Annotated in this window: 19 protein-coding genes and 3 tRNA genes; 14 read left to right on the plus strand and 8 right to left on the minus strand. The window is 69.0% G+C overall.

Annotation, left to right across the window (positions count from 1 at the left end):
• Positions 1–110: 110 nt before the first annotated feature.
• A complete protein-coding gene (locus EL266_RS07280) occupies positions 111–746 on the plus strand; it encodes a DM13 domain-containing protein (protein ID WP_026426737.1) in 636 nt (211 codons plus the stop codon).
• A gap of 37 nt (positions 747–783) precedes the next feature.
• On the opposite strand, the gene EL266_RS07285 is transcribed toward EL266_RS07280, so the two are convergent.
• From EL266_RS07285 to EL266_RS07305, 5 genes are all read right to left on the minus strand, one after another.
• Positions 784–865: transfer RNA gene (locus EL266_RS07285), tRNA-Leu, on the minus strand.
• Between the two features lie 151 nt (positions 866–1016).
• Positions 1017–1493: a thioredoxin-dependent thiol peroxidase gene (gene bcp / locus EL266_RS07290; RefSeq protein WP_026426738.1), complete on the minus strand. Its 477-nt coding sequence runs from the start codon at positions 1491–1493 to the stop codon at positions 1017–1019.
• 131 nt (positions 1494–1624) lie between these two features.
• A complete protein-coding gene (locus tag EL266_RS07295) occupies positions 1625–1807 on the minus strand; it encodes a hypothetical protein (RefSeq protein ID WP_026426739.1) in 183 nt (60 codons plus the stop codon).
• Positions 1808–2132: 325 nt separating this feature from the next.
• Positions 2133–2208: transfer RNA gene (locus tag EL266_RS07300), tRNA-Lys, on the minus strand.
• A gap of 66 nt (positions 2209–2274) precedes the next feature.
• Positions 2275–2347, minus strand: a tRNA-Lys gene (locus tag EL266_RS07305).
• A 202-nt stretch (positions 2348–2549) separates the two neighbouring features.
• Here EL266_RS07305 and EL266_RS07310 point away from each other — a divergent pair.
• From EL266_RS07310 to EL266_RS07320, 3 genes are all read left to right on the plus strand, one after another.
• Positions 2550–3470, plus strand: coding sequence for an ATP-grasp domain-containing protein (locus EL266_RS07310; RefSeq protein WP_026426740.1), 921 nt, complete (start codon positions 2550–2552; stop codon positions 3468–3470).
• 175 nt (positions 3471–3645) lie between these two features.
• Positions 3646–4044, plus strand: coding sequence for a hypothetical protein (locus EL266_RS07315; RefSeq protein ID WP_051281074.1), 399 nt, complete (start codon positions 3646–3648; stop codon positions 4042–4044).
• A 34-nt stretch (positions 4045–4078) separates the two neighbouring features.
• Complete coding sequence (locus EL266_RS07320) at positions 4079–4462, plus strand: YccF domain-containing protein (protein WP_026426741.1); 384 nt, start codon at positions 4079–4081, stop codon at positions 4460–4462.
• Between the two features lie 69 nt (positions 4463–4531).
• On the opposite strand, the gene EL266_RS07325 is transcribed toward EL266_RS07320, so the two are convergent.
• Positions 4532–5872, minus strand: a complete 1341-nt coding sequence (locus tag EL266_RS07325; RefSeq protein WP_026426742.1) for an amino acid permease — start codon at positions 5870–5872, stop codon at positions 4532–4534.
• Positions 5873–6067: 195 nt separating this feature from the next.
• Between EL266_RS07325 and mmuM the strand changes: the two genes are divergently transcribed.
• The gene (gene mmuM / locus EL266_RS07330; RefSeq protein WP_051281075.1) at positions 6068–7033 is read left to right on the plus strand and encodes a homocysteine S-methyltransferase; all 966 of its coding nucleotides are present in this window, start codon (positions 6068–6070) and stop codon (positions 7031–7033) included.
• A gap of 48 nt (positions 7034–7081) precedes the next feature.
• Here mmuM and EL266_RS07335 read toward each other — a convergent pair whose 3' ends face one another.
• On the minus strand, positions 7082–9778 hold the full coding sequence (locus EL266_RS07335; RefSeq protein ID WP_026426744.1) for a DEAD/DEAH box helicase: 2697 nt from the start codon (positions 9776–9778) through the stop codon (positions 7082–7084).
• Positions 9779–9979: 201 nt separating this feature from the next.
• On the opposite strand from EL266_RS07335, the gene EL266_RS07340 reads away from it, so the two are divergent.
• The 5 genes from EL266_RS07340 (at position 9980) to EL266_RS07360 (ending at position 17195) form a co-directional block, all read left to right on the plus strand.
• A complete protein-coding gene (locus EL266_RS07340; protein ID WP_026426745.1) occupies positions 9980–11488 on the plus strand; it encodes an alanine/glycine:cation symporter family protein in 1509 nt (502 codons plus the stop codon).
• A 24-nt stretch (positions 11489–11512) separates the two neighbouring features.
• Complete coding sequence (locus EL266_RS07345) at positions 11513–13009, plus strand: alanine/glycine:cation symporter family protein (protein WP_051281076.1); 1497 nt, start codon at positions 11513–11515, stop codon at positions 13007–13009.
• A gap of 43 nt (positions 13010–13052) precedes the next feature.
• Positions 13053–14501: an alanine/glycine:cation symporter family protein gene (locus EL266_RS07350; protein ID WP_026426747.1), complete on the plus strand. Its 1449-nt coding sequence runs from the start codon at positions 13053–13055 to the stop codon at positions 14499–14501.
• Between the two features lie 167 nt (positions 14502–14668).
• The gene (locus tag EL266_RS07355) at positions 14669–16219 is read left to right on the plus strand and encodes an alanine/glycine:cation symporter family protein (RefSeq protein WP_051281077.1); all 1551 of its coding nucleotides are present in this window, start codon (positions 14669–14671) and stop codon (positions 16217–16219) included.
• Between the two features lie 160 nt (positions 16220–16379).
• Positions 16380–17195, plus strand: a complete 816-nt coding sequence (locus tag EL266_RS07360; RefSeq protein WP_026426749.1) for a fumarylacetoacetate hydrolase family protein — start codon at positions 16380–16382, stop codon at positions 17193–17195.
• A gap of 66 nt (positions 17196–17261) precedes the next feature.
• Here EL266_RS07360 and EL266_RS07365 read toward each other — a convergent pair whose 3' ends face one another.
• Positions 17262–18503 (minus strand): MalY/PatB family protein, encoded by a 1242-nt coding sequence (locus EL266_RS07365; RefSeq protein WP_026426750.1) that lies wholly within the window; start codon positions 18501–18503, stop codon positions 17262–17264.
• A gap of 168 nt (positions 18504–18671) precedes the next feature.
• Here EL266_RS07365 and EL266_RS07370 point away from each other — a divergent pair, with 168 nt between their 5' ends.
• The 4 genes from EL266_RS07370 to gltX all read left to right on the plus strand — a co-directional run bounded on the left by EL266_RS07370 (position 18672) and on the right by gltX (position 24199).
• Positions 18672–19520: a polysaccharide deacetylase family protein gene (locus tag EL266_RS07370; RefSeq protein WP_026426751.1), complete on the plus strand. Its 849-nt coding sequence runs from the start codon at positions 18672–18674 to the stop codon at positions 19518–19520.
• Positions 19521–19546: 26 nt separating this feature from the next.
• Positions 19547–20680, plus strand: coding sequence for a C45 family autoproteolytic acyltransferase/hydolase (locus tag EL266_RS07375; RefSeq protein ID WP_051281078.1), 1134 nt, complete (start codon positions 19547–19549; stop codon positions 20678–20680).
• 107 nt (positions 20681–20787) lie between these two features.
• The gene (locus EL266_RS07380) at positions 20788–22653 is read left to right on the plus strand and encodes a LuxR C-terminal-related transcriptional regulator (RefSeq protein WP_026426752.1); all 1866 of its coding nucleotides are present in this window, start codon (positions 20788–20790) and stop codon (positions 22651–22653) included.
• Positions 22646–24199: a glutamate--tRNA ligase gene (gltX, locus tag EL266_RS07385; protein ID WP_026426753.1), complete on the plus strand. Its 1554-nt coding sequence runs from the start codon at positions 22646–22648 to the stop codon at positions 24197–24199. Before EL266_RS07380 ends, gltX begins: the two co-directional genes overlap by 8 nt.
• Positions 24200–24319 lie beyond the last annotated feature (120 nt).

Raw genomic sequence — 24319 nt, forward strand, 5'->3', positions numbered from 1 at the left:
AACCATTCTTGATATGGCGATGATGTTGAGGCCCTGGCGCGTTAAGAGAGGCAGACCGGTCACGGTGGCCGGGATGCCCGAGTTGAGGGCCAAGACTTGAGGAGATCTGTATGTCCGGCCTGTTGTCCTCCCGCAAGCGCCTCGCCGTCGTGGTTGGGGCACTGATGCTCGCAGCCGCGGTGGGACTGGCCGTGTTCAAGCCGTGGCTGCTCTTCGTCGATGCATCCGTCGACGATGAGATCCCGGTCTTCTCGGTGACCACGACTCCGCCGGCGGCTGAGGGCGGCGCGCCCGAGGCGCGGTCGCCGAACCAGGACGCCTCCGAGCCGACCGTACCCACCGCGAGCGCCTCCCAGGAGGAGGCTCAAGGACCTTCGACCGCCGCGCAGGGCCCTGTGCAGGTGGCCAGCGGCTCCTTCATCTCCCACGAGCATGACACGAGTGGCACTGCGCGGATTCTGAGCCTGCCCGATGGGTCTCACCAGCTGGTGCTGGAGAACCTGTCGACGTCGAACGGTCCCGATGTGCGGGTCTGGCTCAGCGCTGGGCCGGTGATCGAGGGCAGGGACGGCTGGTTCACGGCCGGCCGGTACGAGCACCTCGAGGTCGCGCCCATCAAGGGCAACCTCGGCAACCAGGTCTACGATCTGCCGGCAGGAACGGACCCGTCCGCGTGGACGAGCGTGGTGCTGTGGTGCGAGGACTTCAGCGTCTCCTTCGGAGCCGCTGAACTGGCATCGGCATGACCGCGGTGAGGACCCGCATCCTCACCCAGGAGAATCGTGCGCGAGAAGGGACTCGAACCCTTACGCCCGAAGGCACCAGGACCTAAACCTGGGGCGTCTACCAATTCCGCCACTCGCGCTCGCCCGGCACTCTACCGTCCGCCCCCGAAGCGCTGGGGCGGTCACTGGGGCCGGATCTATGAACCATGCCACCCAGCCGCCCGCGGCCTGGCGCTCGTGTCGCCGATCGTCAGACGCCCCGGCTCAGGCCCGACCGCCGGTCAGTGTGCCTCAGTCGATGCCCAGATCGGCGCGCAGGCGCCTCACGTGGCCCGTGGCCTTGACGTTGTAACGCGCCAGGGAGACCTTCCCGGCGGGATCCACGACCACCGTCGAGCGGATCACCCCGGTGTAGGTCTTCCCATAGTTCTTCTTCTCCCCCCACACGCCCCAGGCCTCCATGACGGCGTGGTCGGCATCTGACAGCAGTGGGAATGGCAGGTGGTGGCGGTCGGAGAACTTGGCCTGCATGGTAGTGGAGTCGGGAGAGATCCCGACGATGCGATAGCCCGCGGCCTCCAGGGAGGCCAGGGAGTCACGGAAGTCGCAGGCCTGTTTGGTGCACCCCGGGGTGCAGGCCTTGGGGTAGAAGTAGACGATCACACCCTTGTCCGCCGAGGCGCACAGCTCACTGAGCCGGACGGTGGTGCCCTGAGCATCGGGCAGGGCGAAATCTGGTGCGGCATCGCCGACGGCGAGCTGGGCCATGGGTCCTCCTTCGGCTCCGATTCCTCTGTGCTCATCCTCGCATCAGCGGGCCTGAATTGTCAGGAGTGCTCAGATGCAGTTTCGTGATTTCGCGAACGCCGAGGCCCTGGATCCGCCTATCAGCGAGGCGCTCAGGCGGCCAGGGCCAGGGCGCTGCGCGCAGCGGCCACGCGCTCCAGGGCCCGCTCCAGGCGGGAGGGGGAGGCGGCCCCGCCCAGGGACTCCAACTCGGCGTGGGCGGCGAGCAGCTCGCGCTCGGCGGCCTCGCGGGCGGCGGCCTCCTGCTCGACGGGGTTGCGTGCGGTGCGGTTCATCTGCGTCGTGCGGTTCATCGTGGTCTCCTTGACTTCTCATCGTCTGCCTCGTGGGCCCTGCGCGCCGGGTGAAGGGCGGGTGACTCCTACAGCCCCGGAGGGCGGATCGGGCCCGCGCCGCGCAGGGGTGGCCGGGCCCGCTGCGCGGGGCCTGCGGCCCGCACGAGGAATGCTGGGCGCACCAGAAGCGGGGGAGGGAACTCCATTCCCTGAACCGGTGCGTTCACCGCCGACTCATGCGTCAGGAACATCCTGCTCGTCATGACGGTGAGCCTGCTGGGGATCCGGTCGCGTCACCGGGATCCTGCAGCCAGGACTGTCCTCGTGGTACACCGCCAGGGACTTGAACCCTGAACCCACTGATTAAGAGTCAGTTGCTCTGCCAATTGAGCTAGCGGTGCTCCGCCCAGCCGGGCGGTTCGCCCCGCGGTGGGAAGTCGGCCGGTTGACCGTTCCTCCGGGAGCCGTACACCGCCAGGGACTTGAACCCTGAACCCACTGATTAAGAGTCAGTTGCTCTACCAATTGAGCTAACGGTGCATGCCGTGCAGTGCTCGCGAGAAGCGCTTGCGCTGGCGACAGAGGCAGACTTTACGTCGCCCTTCGCCGCTCGTCCAGTTCGTTGGGGGCGCGAAGGGTGGTTTGTGCGGGAAGTCTCATGGGGGTGCGATGAGGGCGCTGCCAGTCGGCATCACACCGCCATCTGGACCCGTGACGCCCGCCCACGCGGTACGGTGGAGCCGTGACTGACCCGATCGTGACTCTGGCCACCTGCGCCGACTTCCCTGAGCTCGACGAGGATGACCGCGGCCTGCCCGATGCGCTGCGCGAGCGGGGCATCGAGCCCAGGATCGCCGTGTGGGACGACCCCTCCGTGGACTGGGCCGATGCGGGCACCGTGGTCCTGCGCAGCGTGCGCGACTACGCCCGCAAGGGCAACTACACCAACTTCCTGGCCTGGTCCCGCTCGCTGCCGCGCCTGGCCAACCATCCCGACGTCGTCGCCTGGAACTCCGACAAGCACTACCTCACGCGCCTGAGCGACCTGGGGGTGCCCACCATCCCCACCACCTGGCTGGAGCCGGAGGCCCAGTACTCCAAGCACCAGGTGCACACGCGCTTCCCGGCCCTGGGTGACTTCGTCGTCAAGCCCGCGATCTCCTCGGGCGGGCGGGGCACGGGCCGTTACACCGCCACGGATGCGCGCTCGCGCTCGGCGGCCATCAACGACGCCATGCACCACCTGCGCCGGGAGCGCTCGGTGATGGTGCAGCGCTACCTGGAGGAGGTCGACCGCAAGGGGGAGGTCTCCCTGGTCTACTTCAATGGCGTGCTGTCCCACGCCGTGGAGAAGGCCCCGATGCTCCACCCCTCCTTCCGCTCCACCGATGAGATCCATGAGGAGATCGTCACGGCCCGCGAGCCCAGTGAGCAGGAGTGGCTCTGGGGCGAGCGCGTGCGCAAGGCCATCCACCGGCTCATCAAGGAGACCGCCGGGCGTGACATCCAGTTGCTTTTCAACCGCGTCGATGTGGTGGGCGACGGCAAGGGCGGCTTCTACCTCATGGAGGTCTCGCTCATCGACGCCGGCCTCTATCTGGGCTCCGTCCCCGACGCCCTGGAGGGCTTCGCCGACGCCATCGCCCAGCGCGTGTTCTGGTGACTCGGGTCCTTCGTCGGCGCTCTGACCGCTCCGTTGCGGGCAGGTGAGGGTTCCCGATCAAGGCCATAGCCTTGATCGGGCCACATCAAGGTTCTAGCCTTGATGCGCCTGGTTCAGCCGGGCTTCCCCGTTGCCCTCTGAGCGGCGATGACCGCCAGCGCCCTGAAGGAGTCCCATGCTCCCCACGATCCTCATATGTGTCGGGACAATCGCGGTTTCCGTGGTCCTGGGCGCGCACCTCGTAGACCTGCTCTTCAAAGTTATCGACCGGACCGCCAAACCATCGAGCAGTGGCAACAGCGTGCTGCTCGCCAATGAGGAAAAGCTGGGGATGCACCATGGGATGTGGATTGGGGGGCTGGAGCGACTCGCCGTGACAGGGCTGCTCCTCTCCGGGCGCTACGAACTGCTCATGGGAGTGATCGCCATCAAAGTCCTGGCGCACTGGACCGGGGCCAAGGACTCACCGGAGCGGCCTGGCGCCGTCGAGCGCCTCACGATCGGAACCCTCGCCTCGCTCATCTGGGCAGTGGCCTGTGGTCTTGCAGGGAAGGCGCTGCTGGCATGGGTGTGACAGCGGCGTGATGGCCATGTGATAGGTAAGAGGCATGCGCACACTGCTCAACGTCATCTGGGTGGTCTTCGGGGGCTTCTGGCTGTTCCTGGGCTACCTGTTCTTCGGCGTCATCGCCTGCCTGCTCATCATCACCATCCCCGCGGGCGTGGCCTGCTTCCGGATCGCCGGCTACGTGCTGTGGCCCTTCGGCCGCGAGGTCGTCCCCGCGCCCGGAGCCGGGGCCATGAGCGGGATCTCCAACATCATCTGGTTCCTCGTGGCCGGGCTGTGGCTGGCCATCGGCCATGTGACGACGGCCTGCGCCCAGGCGGTCACGATCGTCGGGATCCCCTTGGCGATCGCCAACATCAAGCTCATCCCGGTGACCTGCTTCCCCTTCGGCAAGCAGGTGGTGGCCGGCCGCGGCATCCTGTGAGCCGCCGCGGCCGGCACCCGTGCCGGCGCCGGCCACCTAGGCGCGGTGGCGCCCCTGATCATCCTGGGCTCACAGGCTGATGCGTCGCGTGGCCGCCCAGTACCCGCCGTAGCACACGGCCAGGAAGACCGCCGTGATGCCCAGGGCGGGGCGCTGGAGGGGATCGAAGACGATGAGCAGGCACGAGGCGCTGGCCAGGATGAAGGCGGCCAGGGGCACCCACGGGTAGGCGGGGGCGCGGTAGGACAGGTCTTCAATGCTGCGCCCCTCGGCCAGCCAGCGGCGTCGGAAGGACAGGTGAGAGGCGGAGATCGCCACCCACACGAGCACCACGGCCAGGCCCGAGACCGAGACCAGCACCAGGTAGACGGTCGAGGCGGCATAGGTGGACGTCAGCAGTGAGGCCAGTCCTCCCACCATGGATAGGCCCATCGCCAGCGCCGGCACACCGAACCTGTTGGTATGCGCCAGCACGCGGGGCAGGGTGCCCTCATTGGCCAGCGACCACAGCATGCGGGTCGAGGCATACAGGCCCGAATTGGCCGCCGAGAGGATCGCGGTGAGGATGACGATGTTCATGATGGTCCCGGCCGCCGGCACACCGATGCGATCCAGCACGGTGACGAAGGGACTCTGCTCCACCCCGGCGTCCTTCCACGGGATGAGCGCGGCGATGATGACGATGGAGCCGATGAAGAAGATGACCAGTCGCACCAGGGTCGCCCGGATGGCGCGGGGGATCGTGGTGCCGGGGTCCTTGACCTCGCCGGCGGTGATGCCGATCAGCTCGGTGCCCGAGAAGGCGAAGTTCACCGCCAGGATCGTGGTGAACACGGCGCCGAAGCCATTGGGGAACAACCCACCGCTGGTCAGATTGGTCAGCATCGGTGCGGAAGTAGCGCCCTCATAGGGCAGCAGTCCCACCACGGCGGCCCCGCCCAGGATGATGAAGGCGATGATGGCGATGACCTTGACCCCGCTCAGCAGCGTCTCCGCTTCGGCGAAGACCTTCACCGAGACCATGTTGAGCACGAGGATCAGGACGATGAACAGCGCCGCCCACACCCAGACCGGCACGCTGGGGAACCAGCCGTTCATGATCATGGCCGCCCCCGTGAACTCGCTGCCCAGGGCCACCGTCCAGGTCAGCCAGTACAGGACCGCGGTGGTGAAGCCAGTGGCCGGGCCGATGAAGCGCCGTGAGTAGACGTGGAAGGCGCCGGTGAAGGGCATGGCCACGCTCAGTTCGCCCAGGCACACCATGACCAGGTAGACGATCACCGCGCCGATGCCGTAGGCCAGGATCGTGCCGAAGGGCCCGGCCTGGTTGATGGTGTAGCCCGTGGACAGGAACAGGCCTGTGCCGATCACCCCGCCAAAGCTGATCATCATGAGGTGACGGGTGCTCATGCGCCGCTCCAGGGCGTCGACATGCCCGGTGCGCTGAGGATCAGGGGATGCCTGGGTGGGGGAGGGGCTCGGGTCGGACATGACCGGGACGCTAATGCTCCCTCCCATCAGCCGCGAGATTTTCTCACGGTATGAGCCTGCTGCGGTGCTGGAATCCCCTCCACTATGGCCTCACGCCCCCGCTAGGCTCGCCTCATGGCCATCCCTGCCGCCCCTGCCAGTCAGTGCGCCCGGCCTGGCGACCTGGCCGCTGCCTTGCGCGGCGGCCCGATCGTGCTCGACGGCGCCATGGGCACCGAGCTCGAGGCTCGCGGGGTGAACACGGCCCAGGCGCTGTGGTCCGCCCTTGCCCTCATCGAGGACCCCCAGGCCGTGGCCGCGGTCCACGACTCCTATCTTCGCGCAGGCGCGAGCATCATCACCACCAACTCCTATCAGGCGACCCTGCCAGCCCTCATCGACGCGAGACTGGGCGAGGACGCGGCACGAGAGGTGATCGCCTCCAGCGCTCGCATCGCCCTGGGGGTGGCAGGCCGCTTTGAGCAGGAGTTCCCCAGCCGGCAGGTGATCGTCGCCGGAAGCCTTGGGCCCTACGGCGCCTACCTCGCCGACGGCTCGGAGTACAGCGGTGCTTACAGCCTGGGCGCACCCGGCTTCGAGGCGGTCCACCTGCCCCGGATCGAGGCCCTGGTCGGGGCAGGGATCAGGGTCTTCGCGGTGGAGACCCAGCCGCGGCTTGACGAGGCCCAGTGGATCGTCGAGCAGATCCGTGGGATCGCCCCCGGTGCGCAGTGCTGGGCCTCCTTCCAGGTGGGTGACGACGGCGAGCGCCTGGCCGAAGGCACCCCGATCGCCGAGGCCGGAGCCTGGGCGCAGGAGACCGAGGGCGTGATCGCGGTGGGCATCAACTGCGTGGCCCCTCAGGCGGTTCTGCCCGCACTGCGCATCCTGCGAGCGGCAACATCCAAGCCGCTGGTGGCCTACCCCAACTCCGGGGACGCCTACCACCCGGATACCAAGACCTGGACCGCGGCCGGCTCTGCGGAGCGCTTCACCGCGCGGGCCCAGGCGTGGCTGGAGGCCGGGGCCCGCCTCATCGGCGGCTGCTGCCGAACCACTCCCGCCGACACCGCCGTGCTCGCAGCCGCGGTCCTGCGCTGAGGACCGAGACGGTCGCCGGAGTAAGCCCGGGCGCCACTGAAGCGGCGCTCAGCCCTGCGGCCCGACGCTCAGCAGGCGCACGACGGCGCTGTCCTCCCGGTCGGAGGCGTCCAGATCCACCAGAGCGGTCAGGCGCCAGTCGTGATCGCCATCAGGGTCCTCGATGATCTGGGTCGCCAGCCAGACCCTGCGGCCCTGAGCTTCCAGGGCCTCGATGAGCCGGTCCGCCACACCCACCGCAGCCAGCGCTGATGGATCGGGAGCCTCATCGATGGGAGCCAGCGCGATCGCACGGGCAGCCGTGTCCGTGCCGATCCAGTCGTACTCCTCCCAGTAGCGGCCCAGCGCCTCGTCCCAGCGGTCCTCGCCCCAGCCGGAGGCGGCGTCCAGGCGGGCCAGTGCCTCGACGTCGTCGCGGGCCATGAGCTCGACGCGGCGGAACAGCTCGCGGCGCACGGCCACCCGGAAGGCATGGAGATTGCGGGTCAGGGCCACCCTCCCGTCGGCGTCGGCTCCGAAGGCCCGCTCCTGGCCGACTGAATCATCCGCCCCTGCCCGGTCCCCGGGCACAGCCCCCGCCCCGGGCAGGTCACCGCGCTCGGCCGCCCCCAGAGCCTCCCACTCATCCAGCAGGGAGGAGTCGACGGCCCGCACCAGGCCCCCCAGCCAGTCGATGAGCTCGACCACCTCGGAGGTGCGGTGCTCCTCGGGCACCACCTGGCGCAGCGCCCGGTAGGCATCGGAGAGATAGCGCAGGACCACGCCCTCGCTTCGCCCCAGCTCGTAGCGGGAGACGAGATCGGAGAAGGTCATGGCGTTCTCCACCATCTCGCGCACCACTGACTTCGGGCTCAACTCGTAATCGGCCACCCAGGGGTTGGCCTGGCGGTACATCGCCAGGGCGGGGGAGAGCAGATCGGCCAGGGGCTGGGGCCAGGTCACCTCCTCCAGGGCCTCCATGCGCTCCTCATAGTCCATCCCCTCGGCCTTCATCGCCGCGACGGCCTCCCCGCGGGCCTGGCGCTGCTGGGCGTAGAGCAGCGGGCGGGGATCATCCAGGGTCGCCTCGACCACCGAGACCACGTCGAGGGTGTGCTCCGCGGACTGCGTGTTCAGCAGATCCATGGCCGCCAGGGCGAAGGGCGCCAGAGGCTGGTTGAGGGCGAAATCCCCGGGCAGGTCCACCGCCAGGCGCAGGCGCGGCCGGCCATCGGCCGCGGCCACCGCACTGGAGACATGCTCCACCACGCCAGCCGTGCGCAAGGAGCGGTAGATGTCCAGGGCCCGGCGCACATGACGGCGTCGCTCCTCGCCGCTGGCCTGCACCCGGCTGAGAAGAGCGGCCATATGCGCCACCGGATCACCGGGGCGCTCCATGAGACTGAGCACCATGGTGGTGGTGACCTGGAACTGGCTGGTCAGGGTCTCCGGAGAGGCGTCCCGCAGGCGCTCAAAGGTCTTGTCGGTCCAGTTCACCCGCCCCTCGGGGGCCTTCTTGCGCACGATCTTGCGGCGCTTGCGCTCATCATCGCCTGCCTTGGCCAGGGCCTTGGCATTCTCGATGACATGCTCGGGGGCCTGGACCTCGACGAATCCCCGGGTGTCGAATCCCGCCCGCCCGGCGCGCCCCGCGATCTGATGGAACTCCCGGGCCGTGAGGTGGCGCTCCTTGGAGCCGTCGAACTTCACCAGTGAGGTCAGCACCACTGAGCGGATGGGCACGTTGATGCCCACCCCCAGGGTGTCAGTCCCGCAGATCACCGCCAGCAGACCGGCGCGCGCCAGCCTCTCGACGAGGCGCCGGTAGCGCGGCAGCATCCCGGCATGGTGCACTCCGATGCCCCCGCGCACAAGCCGCGAGAGAGTGGCGCCAAAGCCTCCGCCGAAGCGGAAGTCCGCCAGCGCCGCCACGATCTCCGCCTTGCGGCTCTTGGGCACCAGATCCACGCTCAGCAGTGCCGTGGCCCGCTCAATGGCCTCCTTCTGAGAGAAGTGGACCACGTAGACCGGGGCCCGGTCCTGACCCACCAGGCGCTGGAGCAGCTCCCCGATGGGCTCGACGCTGTAGTCCAGCTCCAGGGGGACCGGTCGCACCGCATCATCGACGACGGCGACCTCGCGCCCCGTGCGCTCCCGCAGATCCCCCACGAAGAAGGAGACGTCCCCCAGCGTGGCCGACAGCAGCACCATCTGCGCCCGGGGCAGCTCAAGGAGCGGGACCTGCCAAGCCCAGCCGCGCTGCGGATCGGCGTAGTAGTGGAACTCATCCATGATCACGCAGTCGATATCGAGATCCTCCCCCTCCCGCAGGGCCTGATTGGCCAGGATCTCCGCCGTGCAGCAGATGATGGGGGCGGCCGCGTTGATCGAGGTGTCCCCGGTGACCATCCCGACATTGCCAGCCCCGAACAGTCCCACTAGCTCGAAGAACTTCTCCGAGACCAGGGCCTTGAGCGGGGCGGTGTAGTAGGAGCGCCCACCGCGCGCCAGCGAGGCCGTATGGGCTGCCAGGGCGATCATCGACTTGCCCGAGCCCGTGGGCGTGGCGGCGATGACGTGCCTGCCCTCCAGGATCTGGGACAGGGCCTCGTCCTGATGCGGGTAGAGGGGTCGGCCGCTGGACTCCGCCCACTGGCTGAAGGCCAGGTAGACCTCCTCCGGCTCGGGCACCCGATCCGGGTCATCAGCCGGGATCAGATCATCGAGCATCGCATTGAGCGCAGGGGAGGAACCAGTGGCGGGCATGGCGCCATGCTCTCACGCGGTGGTGCGCCCCAAGGCGGCAGGGACCCGCCGATGGCAGCGGGCACCGGTCCGGCAAGAGCCCTCCGTCCGCCCTGCTCGACGACCGTGGGGACCACCATCCGGCACATTGGCGCAACCACGGCCCGACTCGTGAGATCATGCGCCCGTTCTCCACCCCCGATGTGGCAAAGGTCGTCACTCATGGATGCTCTGGCTGCCAGCCTTCTGGCGATAGCGGACTGGATCACCGCTCACATCACCATGTGGGTGCTCATCGCCACTGGCCTGTTCCTCACCGTCATCTCCCGCGGTGTGCAGCTGCGCCAGCTGCCCGCGATGGTCCGTCAGGTCCTGGGCTCCCGCTCACAGGCAAAGGGGGGCATCTCCTCCTTCCAGGCCTTCGCGATCTCACTGGCCGCCCGGGTGGGGGTCGGCAACATCTTCGGCGTGGCCGCCGCCCTCCTGGCGGGCGGGCCGGGCGCGATCTTCTGGATGTGGGTCGTCGCACTGGTCGGCATGGCCACCGCCTTCTTCGAGGCGACGCTGGCCCAGATCTTCAAGGTCAGGGCGGCTGATGGCTCCTTCCGCGGCGGCCCGGCCTTCTACATGGCACGCGGCATGCGCGCCAAGCCGCTGGCCGTCCTCTTCGCCGGCATCACGGTCATCACCTGCGGTTTCGTCATCACCTCGGTGCAGGCCAACGCCTTCGCCGGCACCCTCGTGTCCGCCTTCGGCCAGGGGTCCTCGGCCCTGCCCGGCTTCGGGGGTCTGAGCCCCGCCCAGCTCGTCGTCGCGGGCCTGACCTTCGTGCTCACGGCTGTGGTCATCTTCGGCGGCATCCGCTCGGTCGCCCGAGTCACCGAGTGGATGGCGCCCATCATGGCGCTGGTCTACATCGTCCTCGTGGCCGTCATCTGCCTGGCCAACCTCAGTGAGTTCGTCACCGTCCTCACCCAGATCATCAACGGCGCCTTCGCGCCCGAGCCCCTTGTCGGCGGCCTGGGCGGCGGAATCCTGGCCGCGGTCATCAACGGCACGAAGCGCGGATTGTTCTCCAATGAGGCCGGCCAGGGCACCGCGCCCAACGCCGCCGCCACCGCCACCGTCACCCATCCCGTCAAGCAGGGCCTCATCCAGTCCCTGGGCGTGTTCATCGACACGATCATCGTGTGCACGGCCACCGCCTTCGTCATCCTCATCGCCGGGCCTGAGGTCTGGACCGACCCCGGGGCCAACCCGGCCACCCTGACCACCCTGGCCATCGCGCACGGGCTCGGGGGCTGGACCGTTCTGCCGATGGCGGTCCTCATCTTCGTGCTGGCCTACTCCTCGATCATCGCCGCCTACGTCTACTCCGAGGTCAACATGGACTACCTGACCTCGGGCAACCCCCGGGCCACGTGGTTCGTGCGCGTCCTGTCCGTGGTCTCGGCCACCGCTGGGGCCGTCCTGACCCTCGACGTCGTGTGGAACGCGGTGGACATCGCCATGGCCATCATGACGCTGACCAACCTTCTTGCCCTCCTCGGGCTCTTCTCCTGGGGGACCGGTGCCCTGCGCGACTACGAGGCGCAGGTGCGGGCCGGCAAGGAGCCCGTCTTCGTGGGCATCGGCAATCCGTATCTGCCCGGCGATGTCCCCGGCGACGTCTGGACCGCCGAGCGCCAGAGCACCCCGGCACAGTCCGACCAGCCCCCTGCCGAGCACTGATTGGCCACTGAGAGGACGATCATCATGAACGCAGCATCGGCCGCCCAGCCCGACACTCTCCAGTCCCAGGTCGAGAGCCTCCTGGGGCAGATCAACAACGCCCTGTACACCTATATCCTCATCATCCTGCTCGTGGGGGTGGGCATCTACCTCACGGTGCGCACCGGTGGCGTGCAGGTCCGCCACTTCGGCACCATGGTGACCTCCATCCTGCGCTCGCGGGGCGGTGCCGAGGGCGGGATCTCCTCCTTCCAGGCCTTCGCCGTGGGCCTGGCCGCCAGGGTGGGCATCGGCAACATCGCCGGCGTCGCCCTGGCCATCGTCGCCGGCGGGCCCGGTGCCCTGTTCTGGATGTGGGTGGTGGCCCTCATCGGCATGGCGACCAGCTTCACCGAGTCCACCCTGGCCCAGATCTTCAAGGAGCGCGGGCGGGACTTCACCTTCCGCGGCGGTCCCGCCTACTACATCGCCAACGGCCTGGGGCAGCGGGTGTGGGCGCGGGTCTTCGCCATGCTGTGCATCATCTCGGTGGGCATCACGGTGGTCATGGTCCAGACCAACTCCCTGGCCGGGGTCATCAACGCCACCGTCCCCTCCGTCCAGCCCTGGATGGTGGGGGTCTTCATGGTCATGCTCACCGGGCCCGTCGTCCTGGGAGGGCTGAAGGCGGTGGCTCGCCTCACCGAGTGGATGGCCCCGGTCATGGCCCTGGTCTACGTGGTGGCCACCGTCATCGTCATCGTGATCAACCTGCCGGAGCTCCCCGCCGTCCTGTCCTCCATCATCCGCGGGGCGTTCGGGCTCGAGCAGGCGCTCTACGGCACGGCGGGCGGCATTCTGGCGGCCCTGCTCCACGGCGTGCGGCGCGGCCTGTTCTCCAATGAGGCCGGCCTGGGCACGGTTCCCAACGCCGCCGGCACGGCCACCGTGGCCCACCCGGTGCGCCAGGGGCTCATCCAGTCCTTCGGCGTGTTCATCGACACCATTGTGGTGTGCACCGCCACCGGCCTGCTCATCCTCCTGGCCACCAAGACCTACAGCCCCGAGACCTACAGCGAGGAGAACACCGATGCGGTGGGCGCAGTCCTGACCCAGCGGGCCGTCGTCGAGCACCTGGGTCAGTGGACGACCTGGCCCATGGTGGTTCTCATCTTCGTCCTGGTCTTCTCCACCGTGCTGGGCTGCTACTCCTACTCCCAGGTCAACGTCAACTACCTGGGAGGGGAGCGCCGCTCCGAGCAGGTCTTCGGCCTGGCCCTGACGGCGGCCGCCTACGGGGGCTGCGTGCTGAGCCTGCCGATCGTGTGGGCGCTGACCGACATCGCCCTGGGCCTGCTGGGGATGATCAACCTGGTGGTCATCGTCCGCCTGGCACCGTGGGTGATCGGCGCGCTGCGCGACTTCCAGGCGCAGTACGCCCGGGGCATCGATCCGGTCTTCGTGGGGCACTCCAATCCCCACCTGCCCGGCGACGTCGTCCCCGGGGTCTGGGAGGCCTCGGACAGCGCCCCGCGCGACTGAGCGTCAACCCCGCCTCTGACCACCCGCATCCTGGGAGCAGCACATGACCACGATCAACGACCTCCTGACCCTGACCTCGGACTGGCTCTTCTCCACCGTGCTCGTCTGGCTCCTCATCGGGGCGGGGGCGTACTTCACCATCAGAACCCACGGCCTCCAGCTGCGCCACGTCCATGCCATCCTCTCGGCGGTGCGCGGCTCGCGCGACGGCGCTCACGGCGGCATCACCTCCTTCCAGGCCTTCGCCGTGGGCCTGGCCTGCCGTGTGGGCACCGGCAACATCGTCGGCGTGGCCCTCGCCCTCATCCTGGGCGGACCAGGAGCGGTGCTGTGGATGTGGGTGGTGGCGGTTGTGGGGACGGCCACCGCCTTCTCCGAGTCCACCCTCGCCCAGGTCTTCAAGGTCCGTCGCGCCGACGGTACCTTCAGGGGCGGCCCCGCGCACTACATCGCCCGAGGGCTGGGCCTGCCGGCGCTCGGAGCCGTGTTCGCCATCGTGTTCATGATCGCCAACGGACTGGCCATGCCGATGGTCCAGGCCAATGCGATCGCCGCGGCCCTCCAGGCCGCCCAGGGCATCGCGCCATGGGCGACGGCGCTGCTCGTCGTGGCGCTTGTCGCCCCGGTGCTCCTGGGAGGCCTGCGCACCATGGCCCGCGTCGCGGAGTACCTCGCCCCGATCATGGCCCTGGCCTACCTGTTGCTGGTGGCGGGCATCCTGATCCTCCACCCCGCAGCGGCGCTGCAGGCCCTGATCTCGATCTTTGAGGGCGCCTTCGGGCTGCGCCCCGGGCTCGCGGGCCTGGCCGGGGGACTGGTCGCGGCCCTGCTCAACGGCGTGCGCCGAGGCCTGTTCTCCAACGAGGCGGGCCTGGGCGGGGCGGCATGCGCCGCGGGCTCCGCCACGGTGACCCACCCGGTCAAGCAGGGCTTCATCCAGGCCTTCGGCGTCGTAGTCGACACCCTTCTCATCTGCACGGCCACGGCCCTGGCGATCCTTGTGGCCGGGCCCGCCGTCTTCCGGCCCGGCGTCACCGTGGCGGATGCCGCGGGCTCCCTGACCCAGGACGCCATCGCCTCCCTGGTGGGGGAGTGGAGCCGCTGGCCCATGGCCATGCTCATCGTCGTCCTGGCCTACACCACGATCATCGGAGCCTTCTCCTACGCCCAGGTCTGCGTGGACTACCTGACCGATAAGCCCTGGGCGGCGCGAGGCCTGCAGGTCGCGGCGGTCGCCTGCGCCGGGGTGGGCGCCGTCCAGAAGCTGACCACCGTGTGGACCCTGGCCGATGTGCTGCTGGGCCTGGGCGCCATTCTCAACCTCGTCGCCCTGGTGCTGCTGAGCCGATGGGTCCTGGGCGCCTTGCGCGACTGGGAGGCTCAGCGGGGGCGGGCCAGTCAGTCCGCACCCGGGGACGAGCCGCTCTTCTACGCCGACTCACCCCATCTGCCGGCCGAGCTGGAGGGTGATGCCTGGCCCCGGCGGTCATGACCTGATCACCGATGTCACGTGTCTGAAACAGGGGGGAACTAGCCTCCCGTGGTCCCCATGCGCGCAGGCGCCCCGGCGGCCTCAGCGCGCCGGGCCATGCTCTGCGCATATCCCGACCACGATGGACGGCACTCCGTGGTGCCGCGCCCACAGACTTCGGAGGCGCCATGCTTCTCACATCTGTCCCCACAGGAATCCTGGAGGACGCCACCGCGATCCTGGAAACCGGTGCCGACCACCTCTACAGCCGTGGTCTGGCCTGGCTGCTGATCGCCATCGGGATCTACTTCACCATCGCCACCCGCGGTCTTCAGATCCGGCTCTTCGGGCAGATGGTCAAGGCCATCACGGCCTCGCGCGCGGGAGCCGAGGGCGGGATCTCCTCCTTCCAGGCCTTCGCCGTGGGCCTGGCCTCCCGCGTGGGCACCGGCAACATTATCGGCGTGGCCCTGGCCATCAAGCTGGGCGGGCCCGGTGCCGTGTTCTGGATGTGGGTGGTGGCCACCATCGGCATGGCCACCGGATTCATCGAGTCCACTCTGGCGCAGATGTTCAAAGTCACCAGTCATGATGGGACCTTCCGCGGCGGACCCGCCTACTACATCCAGCGCGGACTGGGCTCCAGGGCCTGGGCCGTCGTCTTCGCCGTGATCATCACCTTCGTCTTCGGCTTCGCCTACGAGGCCATCCAGGCCAACGCCATCGCGGGCACCCTGAAGGGGACCTTCAACATCAGCGAGTGGCACACGGCCGTGGCCCTGGTCCTCATCACCCTGCCGGTGGTCTTCAGGGGGATCCGCCGCGTCGCCAGGGTCACCGAGTGGATGGCCCCGCTCATGGCCCTGGTCTACGTCATCCTGGCCATCACCGTCCTGCTGCTCAACCTGAGCGCGATCCCCGAGGCCTTCACCATGATCATCAAGGGCGCCTTCGGCCTGGACCAGGCTCTCTACGGGACCGCCGGCGGGTTCTTCGCCGCCGCGATCAACGGTATCAAGCGGGGCCTGTTCTCCAACGAGGCCGGTGAGGGCTCGGTGCCCAACGCGGCCGCCACGGCCACCGTGGCCCACCCCGTCCAGCAAGGCTTCATCCAGTCCTTCGGCGTCTTCGTCGACACGATCGTCGTGTGCACCTCCACCGCCCTCATCATCCTGCTCTCAGGGTTCTACTCCCCGCAGCAGGCCGAGCGCATCGACCCCAACGTTCTGACCTCCCAGTCGATCTCCGAGGTCATGGGCGGATGGACCCAGACCCTGATGGCGATCATCATCCTGGTCTTCGCCTACTCCTCCCTGCTGGGCAACTACACCTACGCCGAGGTCAACGTGGACTTCCTGTGCGGGGGCGCCAAGCGCTGGGCGCACATCATGCTGCGCAGCGTCATCCTCATCGCCGCCTTCATCGGCGCGGTGGCCAGCCTGGACTTCGTGTGGAACCTGGCCGACATCGGCATGGGCTTCATGGCCATCATCAACATCGTGGCCATCGCCCTGCTGGGCAAGTGGGCCCTGGGCGCCCTGCGGGACTGGGAGGTGCAGGACGCCGCCCTGCGCGCCGGCGAGATCAGCGAGATCCGCTTCATCGCCACGGATAACCCCCACCTGCCCGGCGCGCTGCCCGATGACATGTGGGCGGCCGACGGCGCGGCCCACGCCGGGAGCGCCGCGCGGCGAGCCGCCCTGGAGGAGACTGCCGGGGGCTCGCCCGGGAACCCCTGAGACCGAGCTCGGTCTGAGTCCAACAGCACGGGTCGGGCGCCACGGGGGATTCTCGACGGATCCTCTCCGGCGCTCGGCCCTGCTATGCGGGCGGTGGTGCCGCGGGCCGGCGCCTGAGGCGGGCCAGCCGGTCAACGGATGGGGCGATAGGCTGTCAGCCATGAAGATCGCGCGCTTCTCCACGGGGCACGAGCCCCGTTACGGCATTGTCCAAGACGGTCCTGGGGGAGCCGCCACCAGCGGGGAGTCCGAGGGGCGCATCCTGGTCCTCAAGGGCGACCCGCTCCTGTCCGCGCCTGAGGCCACTGGCGAGGTGGTCGACCTGGCCGACACCCGTCTCCTGTCCCCGGTGATCCCGCGCTCCAAGGTGGTGGGATTCGGTCGGACCTACCTGGAGCACGTACATGAGATGGGCGGTCAGGGAACCGAGGACCCCGTTGTCTTCCTCAAGCCCAATACCGCCGTGATCGGCCCCGATGCCCCGATCGTCCTGCCCGCGTGGAGCGAGGAGGTTCACTACGAGGCCGAGCTGGCGGTGGTCATCAAGACCCTGGCCAAGGACGTTCCCGTGGAGCGCGCCCAGGAGGTCATCCTGGGCTACACGGTCGCCAACGACGTCTCTGCCCGCGACCGCCAGCGCGCCGAGCCCCAGTGGGTGCGCGCCAAGGCCTTCGACACCTCCTGCCCGCTGGGCCCCTGGATCGAGGTTCCCGAGCCCGGCGGTGACTTCAACCCGGCCAGCGCCATGGTGCGCGCTCGCGTCGATGGCCGGGTGGTCCAGGAGGGCAGCACCCGGGACCTCAGGGTCTCCATCCCCGAGCTGGTCTCCCGCGCCTCGACGATCTTCACCCTGCTGCCCGGCGACGTCATCCTCACCGGCACCCCGGCCGGCGTCGGCGAGATCCGAGCCGGCCAGCGCGTGGAGGTGGAGGTCGAGGGCATCGGAGCCATGTCCAACCCGGTGCTGCGCCGCTGAGCCGCGCCGTCGCGGCGCGGCCGGGGCGGCGGGCGGGCCCGTCGGCGCCCCCGGGGATCTGCGGGCTCAGGCGCTGTGCGCCCGCGCCGCCAGGACGGCCTCGGTGATACGGCGGGCCGCCTCGGTGACGATGCCACGACCGGTGGCCAGGTTGAGGCGGACGAAGCCCTCCCAGTGACGGCCGAAGGTCGTGCCCTCATTCATGGCCACGCCCGCCTCCTCAAGGAAGAACTGCGCGGTCTGTCGACGGCCCAGGCTCCGTGCATCCAGCCATGACAGATAGGTTCCCTGGGGCAGGGTCGCCTCGATCCCCGCGATCCCGGCCAGCGCCTCGCCCAGGGCGGCGGCATTGGCGCTGATGTAGGCGCGCACCTGGGCGTTCCACTCCCGGCCCTCCTCCAGCGCCGCAGTGGTGGCCAGCGCCCCCAGGATCGAGGCCTCATGGGACAGGACGGCGCCGCGGGCCTCGGCCTGCCACCGGCGCCGGGCGCCCCCGGAGGCGATGAGCTGGGCGCAGCCCAGGCCCGGGATGTTCCAGCCCTTGGAGGCGGCGGTGGCCGTGTAGGTGAGGTCGGGGTCCGAGGCCGGCCTGGAGGCGTAGGGGATGTGGCTCAGCCGGGGATCCAGGATGAGGGGGGCGTGAATCTCATCGGCGAAGACCGCCACTCCGTAGCGGGCCGAGAGCTCGGCGACCGCGTCCAGCTCCTCGGCGGACAGGACCCTGCCCACCGGGTTCCACGGGCTGCACAGCACGAGCAGGCCCGCGCGCTCGGCCATGGCCGCCTCGATCGCCTCCAGGTCTAGCTCCCAGTGCGGAGAGCCATCGGCATCGCGGCTCTCGATGGCGGGGACCTCCAGGCACTCGCGCCCATGGCGCCCCGGGATCTCCAGGAAGGGCATGTAGGCGGGGGTGGGCACGATGACTGGGGATCCGGCCGGGGTGTGGTGGGCGATGATGACGCTCAGGGCGGAGAGCACATTGGGCAGGAGGCTGACATCGGCGGTGGGGACCTGCCAGCCGAAGGCCTGCTCCTGGTAGTCGGCCATGGCCTGGCGAGCCGTGCGCGCCACTTCCGGCGGCATGTAGCCGAGTCGTCCACCCGCTACCGCCCGCTCCAGGGCGGCGGTGACGGCCGGCGCCGTGCCCAGATCCATCTCCGCCACCCAGGCCTCGATGACATCGCCGGGATGCGCGCTCCACTTCATCGACCCCTGGGCGCGCATGGCCTCAGGGGTCAGCGCGTCCATGGCGGCGACAAGCCCCGAGTCGGGGGAGGGCGAGGATGGATGGCCTGCGGGCTGAGTCATGGACCGAATGATACCGGCGCCGTGACCAGCCTCACTGCCCCATGCGCACTGCTCGGTGACGCTGCGTCAATGCGGAACCAGGATCTAGGGCAATCACCCGATGTCCACCGCCTCTGGCATGGGTACCGTCGATCATGCCAGTCCTGTGACAACGAAGGAGTGATTCTCATGGCCGGCACCATCTGCCTCACCTTCCACTTCGATGCCGTCAGCCTCTACCCGGGCATGTTCGGGGTGACCTCCCCCTCCACCGCCTCCCGAGGCGAGTTCGGCGCGCGGGTCGGCGTGCCCCGCATCCTCAAGGTGCTCCGCCGTGAGGGCGTGCCCGCGACCTTCTTCACCCCCGGGCTGACTGTCGACACCTTCCCGGAGATCTGCAAGGAGATCCGTGGAGACGGGCACGAGTTCGCCCACCACGGCTACCGCCACGTCAGCCCGGTTCCCATGACGGAGGCCGAGGAGCGCGAGGAGCTGCTCCGGGGCATCGACGCCATGGAGCGCCACCTCGACGGCTACCGACCCTACGGCTACTGCTCGCCGGCATCTGATCTGTCCCCCAACTCGATCCGCCTGCTGCGCGAGGAGGGATTCGTCTACGACGCCACCATGTGCGCCGATGACTTCTCCCCGTACTGGTGCAGGGAGAACGACGAGCTCGGCGTGGATGGCTCGATCCGCTTCGGCACCACCGTTCCCCTGGTCAGTCTCCCCTTCTCCTGGACCCTCGATGACTTCCCGCAGATGGAGTTCGTCTTGGGCGGCTCCCTGACGATCGAGGGACTCAACGATCCCAAGAAGTGCGAGGCCATGTGGCTGGCCGACATGGAGTTCATGGCGGAGGAGGTCGAGGACGGCGTCTTCGTCATGTGCTTCCACCCCCAGGTCATCGGGCGCGGCGCCCGTCTCCGCGTCGTGGAGAACATGATCCGCAAGGCGCGTGAGCTCGGCTTCGAGTTCTCCACCTGTCTCGACGCCGCGACGACCTGGAAGAGCAAGAACCCCTTCCCGGAGTCCTGAGCCTGGCGGGCAGCGAGGAGTGAACCATGGGCAGTGAGCACAGCGCCGCACCCGCGATGATGCCGGTCATCACGGTCGACAGCGCGGACCCCTACGAGCGGGGGAGGATGATCGGCGCCCGGGCCAAGACATGGATCGACGGATCCCTGGAGCTCTACACCCGCGTCTTCGAGCACTACACGGGGCTGGAGTGGCCCCGCGTCGTCGAGCATGCCCAGGCGTTCCGCGCCGTGATCAGCGACTACTCACCAGCCATTCTCGCTGAGATCGATGGCATGGCTGATGGCGCAGGAGTGGGGCGGGGAGACATCCTCGCGCTCAACGTTCGGTCCGAGATCATGTTTGGCCTCAAGATCACACCGCCGGCCGAGTGCACCTCGTTCTTCGCCGCCGCGGAGGCGACAGCGGACGGCCATGTGCTCATGGGGCAGAACTGGGACTGGAAACCGGGGTGCTTGAGCACCACGATCCTTCTCGACGTCGATCAGGGGCCCGACGCCCCCGGGTACATGACGATCGTCGAGGCCGGCCTGCTGGCCAAGACCGGGTTCAACTCCGCGGGGGTCGGGCTGGCCACCAACACGCTCATCTCACCGTTCGACAAGGGTGAGCCAGGGATCCCGTACCACGTGCTGCTCCGTGCGGTGCTCAACTGCACCACCGTGGCTCAGGCCGAGGATCTCCTCGCAAGAGCCGCGTGCTCGGCGTCGGCCAACTACCTGCTGGCTGATGCGGCGGGCAGCGCAGTGTCGGTGGAGACCTGGCCCGGGCAGCGGGGAGCTCTGGCTCGCGTCCACGCGGACCAGGGGACCATCGGCCACTCCAACTGCTTCGTGTGCGACGTCGGATTCGACGACGTCGGTGCTCAGGAGATCCCCGACGGGCCCGAGAGGGTCCGTCAGGTGTGCGACCTGCTGGCTGGGGCCAGAGGCAGGCTCAATGTGCGGACCCTCCACCAGATCTGCCAGAGTCATGGCGATCTGCATCCCAACAGCATCTGCCGGCATCCTGATGAGTCCCTGGAGCCGATCGCCCAGCTCATGACCGTGGCCTCGGTGATCTACGACCTGACGGACCGCATCGCGCATGTGTGCCTCGGCACCCCGTGCACAGCCGAGCGCAGGCCCTACCGGCCGCGCTTCGCCATGAGGGAGGCGTGATCCCCGGACTCATTGACCCCTGAGGCGCATCGGTAGCATGATCATCGGTGCGGCGGAGGGCGGTGCGGCCCAGGGATTGCCCTCCCGGGCGAGGAGGATGCGCGGCCATGACTGTGACGAGGGGAACGACGGCGCCGGCCGGCGGGCCCCTGTGCGCCGAGGCCATGGTCGGTGAGGACATGTGGCAGGCCCTGGCGGACCCGCTCGGGCTCCTGGCCTCCCGAGTCGGTCAGGACATCATTGGAATCGTTCGGGCATCGATGCGTCTGGACCTCGGCTCCACCGGCTTCATGCTGCACGGTGGGAGCTCTGGCGCGCTGCGGGTGAGGATCAGACGACCCGACTGCGCCGCCGGTATTCGGGAGCTCGTCGTCGAGGACAACGGCCTGCCCTGGGGGCTGACATCCCGCCAGCTGGAGGTCCTCACCCTGCTCGCGCTCGGCTACTCCAACCCTGAGATCGCCTCCCTCCTGGCCATCCGGCCCAAGACCGTCGGGGCGCATGTCGAGGAGATCTTCGCCCGCCTCGGCGCGCCGAACAGAACACTGGCCACCGTGATGGCGGTCGAGCAGCAGGCCCTCCTTCTCGACGTCGTCCCCACCACCTCGCACGCGCCGGGCCTGAGCATCTGCCGGCTCAAGCACGAGTGGATGGAGCGCCGGGCCGACCCTGCCGCCCCGCCGAGCGGCGAGCGGGCTGCACCTGGGGAGGCGGTGAGGCAACGAGCCGTGCGGGGCTGGGGCTCTTCGGGGCAGCGTGCCCCGCTGATCATCGGCTCGATCGTCCCGGACTGCCTTCCCGGGGAGGCGCAGGACATGGCTCAGGGGGCGGAGCTCGCCATCCGCCGTCGCAATGCGCGCGAGGGCGTCCATGGGCGGCGGATCGAGCACTGTGTCATCGGCTGCGACGCCTTCGACTCGGAGAGCACGTCTCGCGCGCTCGCGCAGCTGAGTGATCGCGGTGCTGATGCCGTGGTCATCGGCTACAACCTCGACTACCCGCGCACCGAGAGCTTCCTTGACCGCGCCGGTGAGATCGGGATCCCCGTCATCCACGCCTCCACCTCGCGCCGGGCGATCGACTGCGTCGCCGACAATCCCGGCAGTCTCGGCAACATCTTCCACATCTGCGCGGGTGACGAGCTCTACGGGCCGGGCATCCTCGCGCTTGTGGACCATATCGAGGACCTCCGCGGCCAGTCCCTGAGGGGGATGCGCCTGGCACTCATCGAGCCCCCGCCCGGCATGGATGTCATGGGACCGCTCACCGCGCAACGGCTGCACGATCGCGGCATCGTCCTGGAGCCTGTCCCGCGCCGCCAGCCGATCTGCGATGCGGCTGAGCGCGCTCGGGTGGTTGAGAGCCTCGGGCGCCTGGACCCGGACATCGTCGTCAGCGCCTCCTTCCTCGATCAGCAGCTGCTGGTGGACGTGCTCGCCGCCGTGCGCCGACGCAGGCGCCCACCGCTGATGATCGCGCTGTTCACCCCCTCTCTGGCGGGGTTCGTCGAGAGGAATGCTGAGCTCGCCGAGGGTCTCATCTGGTCGACCCAGACGGGGACCTATGGCGATGTCCTGGGCCGACGGTTCCGCCAGGACCTCGAGGCCGCCTTCGGCCGCGCTCCGGGGCATTCTCAGGCGGGCGTCCACTATGACGCCGTGAGCATGCTCATGCGGTCGTGGTTGGAGGCCGCCCACCCGCGGGATCGCCGTGATGTCATCCAGCATCTGCGCCACCAGACGCACCGTGGCGTCAACGGCAGCTACTGGCTGGCCAGCCCGGGTCAGGCTCCGCTGAGCTACCCCTACGAGAGCCTGGACGGCTCGCTGTCACAGGCCCAGCTGACGTTCCAGGTGCGCCAAGGGCGGCACGTTGTCGTGCTCCCCGAGGCCTACGCGCAGGCACCGGTGAGCCTCAAGGGCACGTGCCTGGACTCCTCACGGCTCGGGCTAGGCTTGGCCCATCATGACTGACGCCGCCTCTTCCATTCGTGTCCGCTTCTGCCCCTCGCCCACGGGCACGCCCCACGTGGGCCTGGTGCGCACCTGCCTGTTCAACTGGGCCTACGCCCGGCATACAGGCGGCACCTTCGTCTTCCGCATCGAGGACACCGACGCCGCCCGGGACTCCGAGGAGTCCTTCGAGGCGATCCTGGACTCCCTGACCTGGCTGGGCCTGGACTGGGACGAGGGCGTGCGCCGCGGCGGGCCCCACGAGCCCTACCGCCAGTCCCAGCGCATGGACCTCTACCGGGAGGTGGCCGCCGAGCTGCTGGAGGCCGGCTACCTCTACGAGTCCTTCTCCACCCCCGAGGAGATCGAGGCCCGTCACCGCGCCGCCGGCCGCGACCCCAAGCTCGGGTACGACGGATACGACCGCGACCTCAGCGATGAGCAGAGGGCGGAGCTGCGCGCCGCCGGCCGCGAGCCGGTCCTGCGCATGCGCATGCCCGACGAGGACATCGTCTTCACCGACCTGGTGCGCGGTGAGATCAGCTTCAAGGCCGGCACAGTCCCCGACTACGTCGTGGTGCGCGCCGGAGGGGATCCCCTCTACACCCTGGTCAATCCGGTCGACGACGCCGCCATGGGCATCACCCATGTCCTGCGCGGTGAGGACCTGCTGTCCTCCACGCCCCGTCAGATCGCCCTGTACCGCGCCCTGGTGGACATCGGACGCGCCCAGGCGATCCCACAGTTCGGCCATCTTCCCTACGTCATGGGGGAGGGCAACCGCAAGCTGTCCAAGCGAGATCCGCAGTCCAATCTGCTCATCCACCGCTACCGGGGGATGATCCCCGAGGGCCTGCTCAACTACCTGGCGCTGCTGGGCTGGTCGCTCAGCGCCGACCGGGACGTCTTCTCCGCGGAGGAGATGATCGCCGCCTTCGATGTCCACGATGTCAACCCCAACCCGGCTCGCTTCGACCTCAAGAAGTGCGAGGCCATCAACGCCGAGCAGGTCCGCCTCCTGGCGCCCGGGGACTTCCGCGACCGCCTGGTGCCCTACCTGGCCGACGCCTACCCCGACCCTCTGGGCCAGGAGCCAGCAGCTCCCTTGGTCTCGGCGAGCTCCTTCGCCGATCTCTCGGCTCGCGAGCAGGAGATCCTGGAGGCCGCCGCGCCTCTCATCCAGACCCGCATCCAGTTGCTGCGCGAGAGCCGGGACATGCTCGGCTTCCTCTTCGTGGAGGATGGCGACCTGCCCATCGACGACAGGGCCGTGGCCAAGCTCAAGGACTCCGCTCCGGCGGTCCTGGATGCGGGCATCGCCGCCCTGGAGGCGCTGGCCCCTGAGGAGTGGACGACGCCGCGGCTCGAGGAGGTCCTTCGCGAGGCCATCGTGGAGGGCGCGGGCATGCCCGAGGGGCAGGGCATCAAGCCCCGCCTGGCCTTCGGACCCCTGCGGGTGGCGATCACCGGCCGGCAGGTCTCCCCGCCCCTGTTCGAGTCCATGGAGATCCTGGGCGCCGCCTCCAGCCTGTCGCGTCTGCGCGCCCTGCGCCTGGCGCTCGCCTGAGAGCGGCCGCGGGGCAAGGCCTGGGACAGGGCCCCACAAGCCCAGGGCCCGGCCGATCCCACGGGATCGGCCGGGCCCTGGCACATGGAGGATGAGGGCGCGGAGTCGCGCTGCTCCTTA

Source organism: Actinomyces slackii (assembly GCF_900637295.1).
Classification (GTDB): Bacteria; Actinomycetota; Actinomycetes; order Actinomycetales; family Actinomycetaceae; genus Actinomyces; species Actinomyces slackii.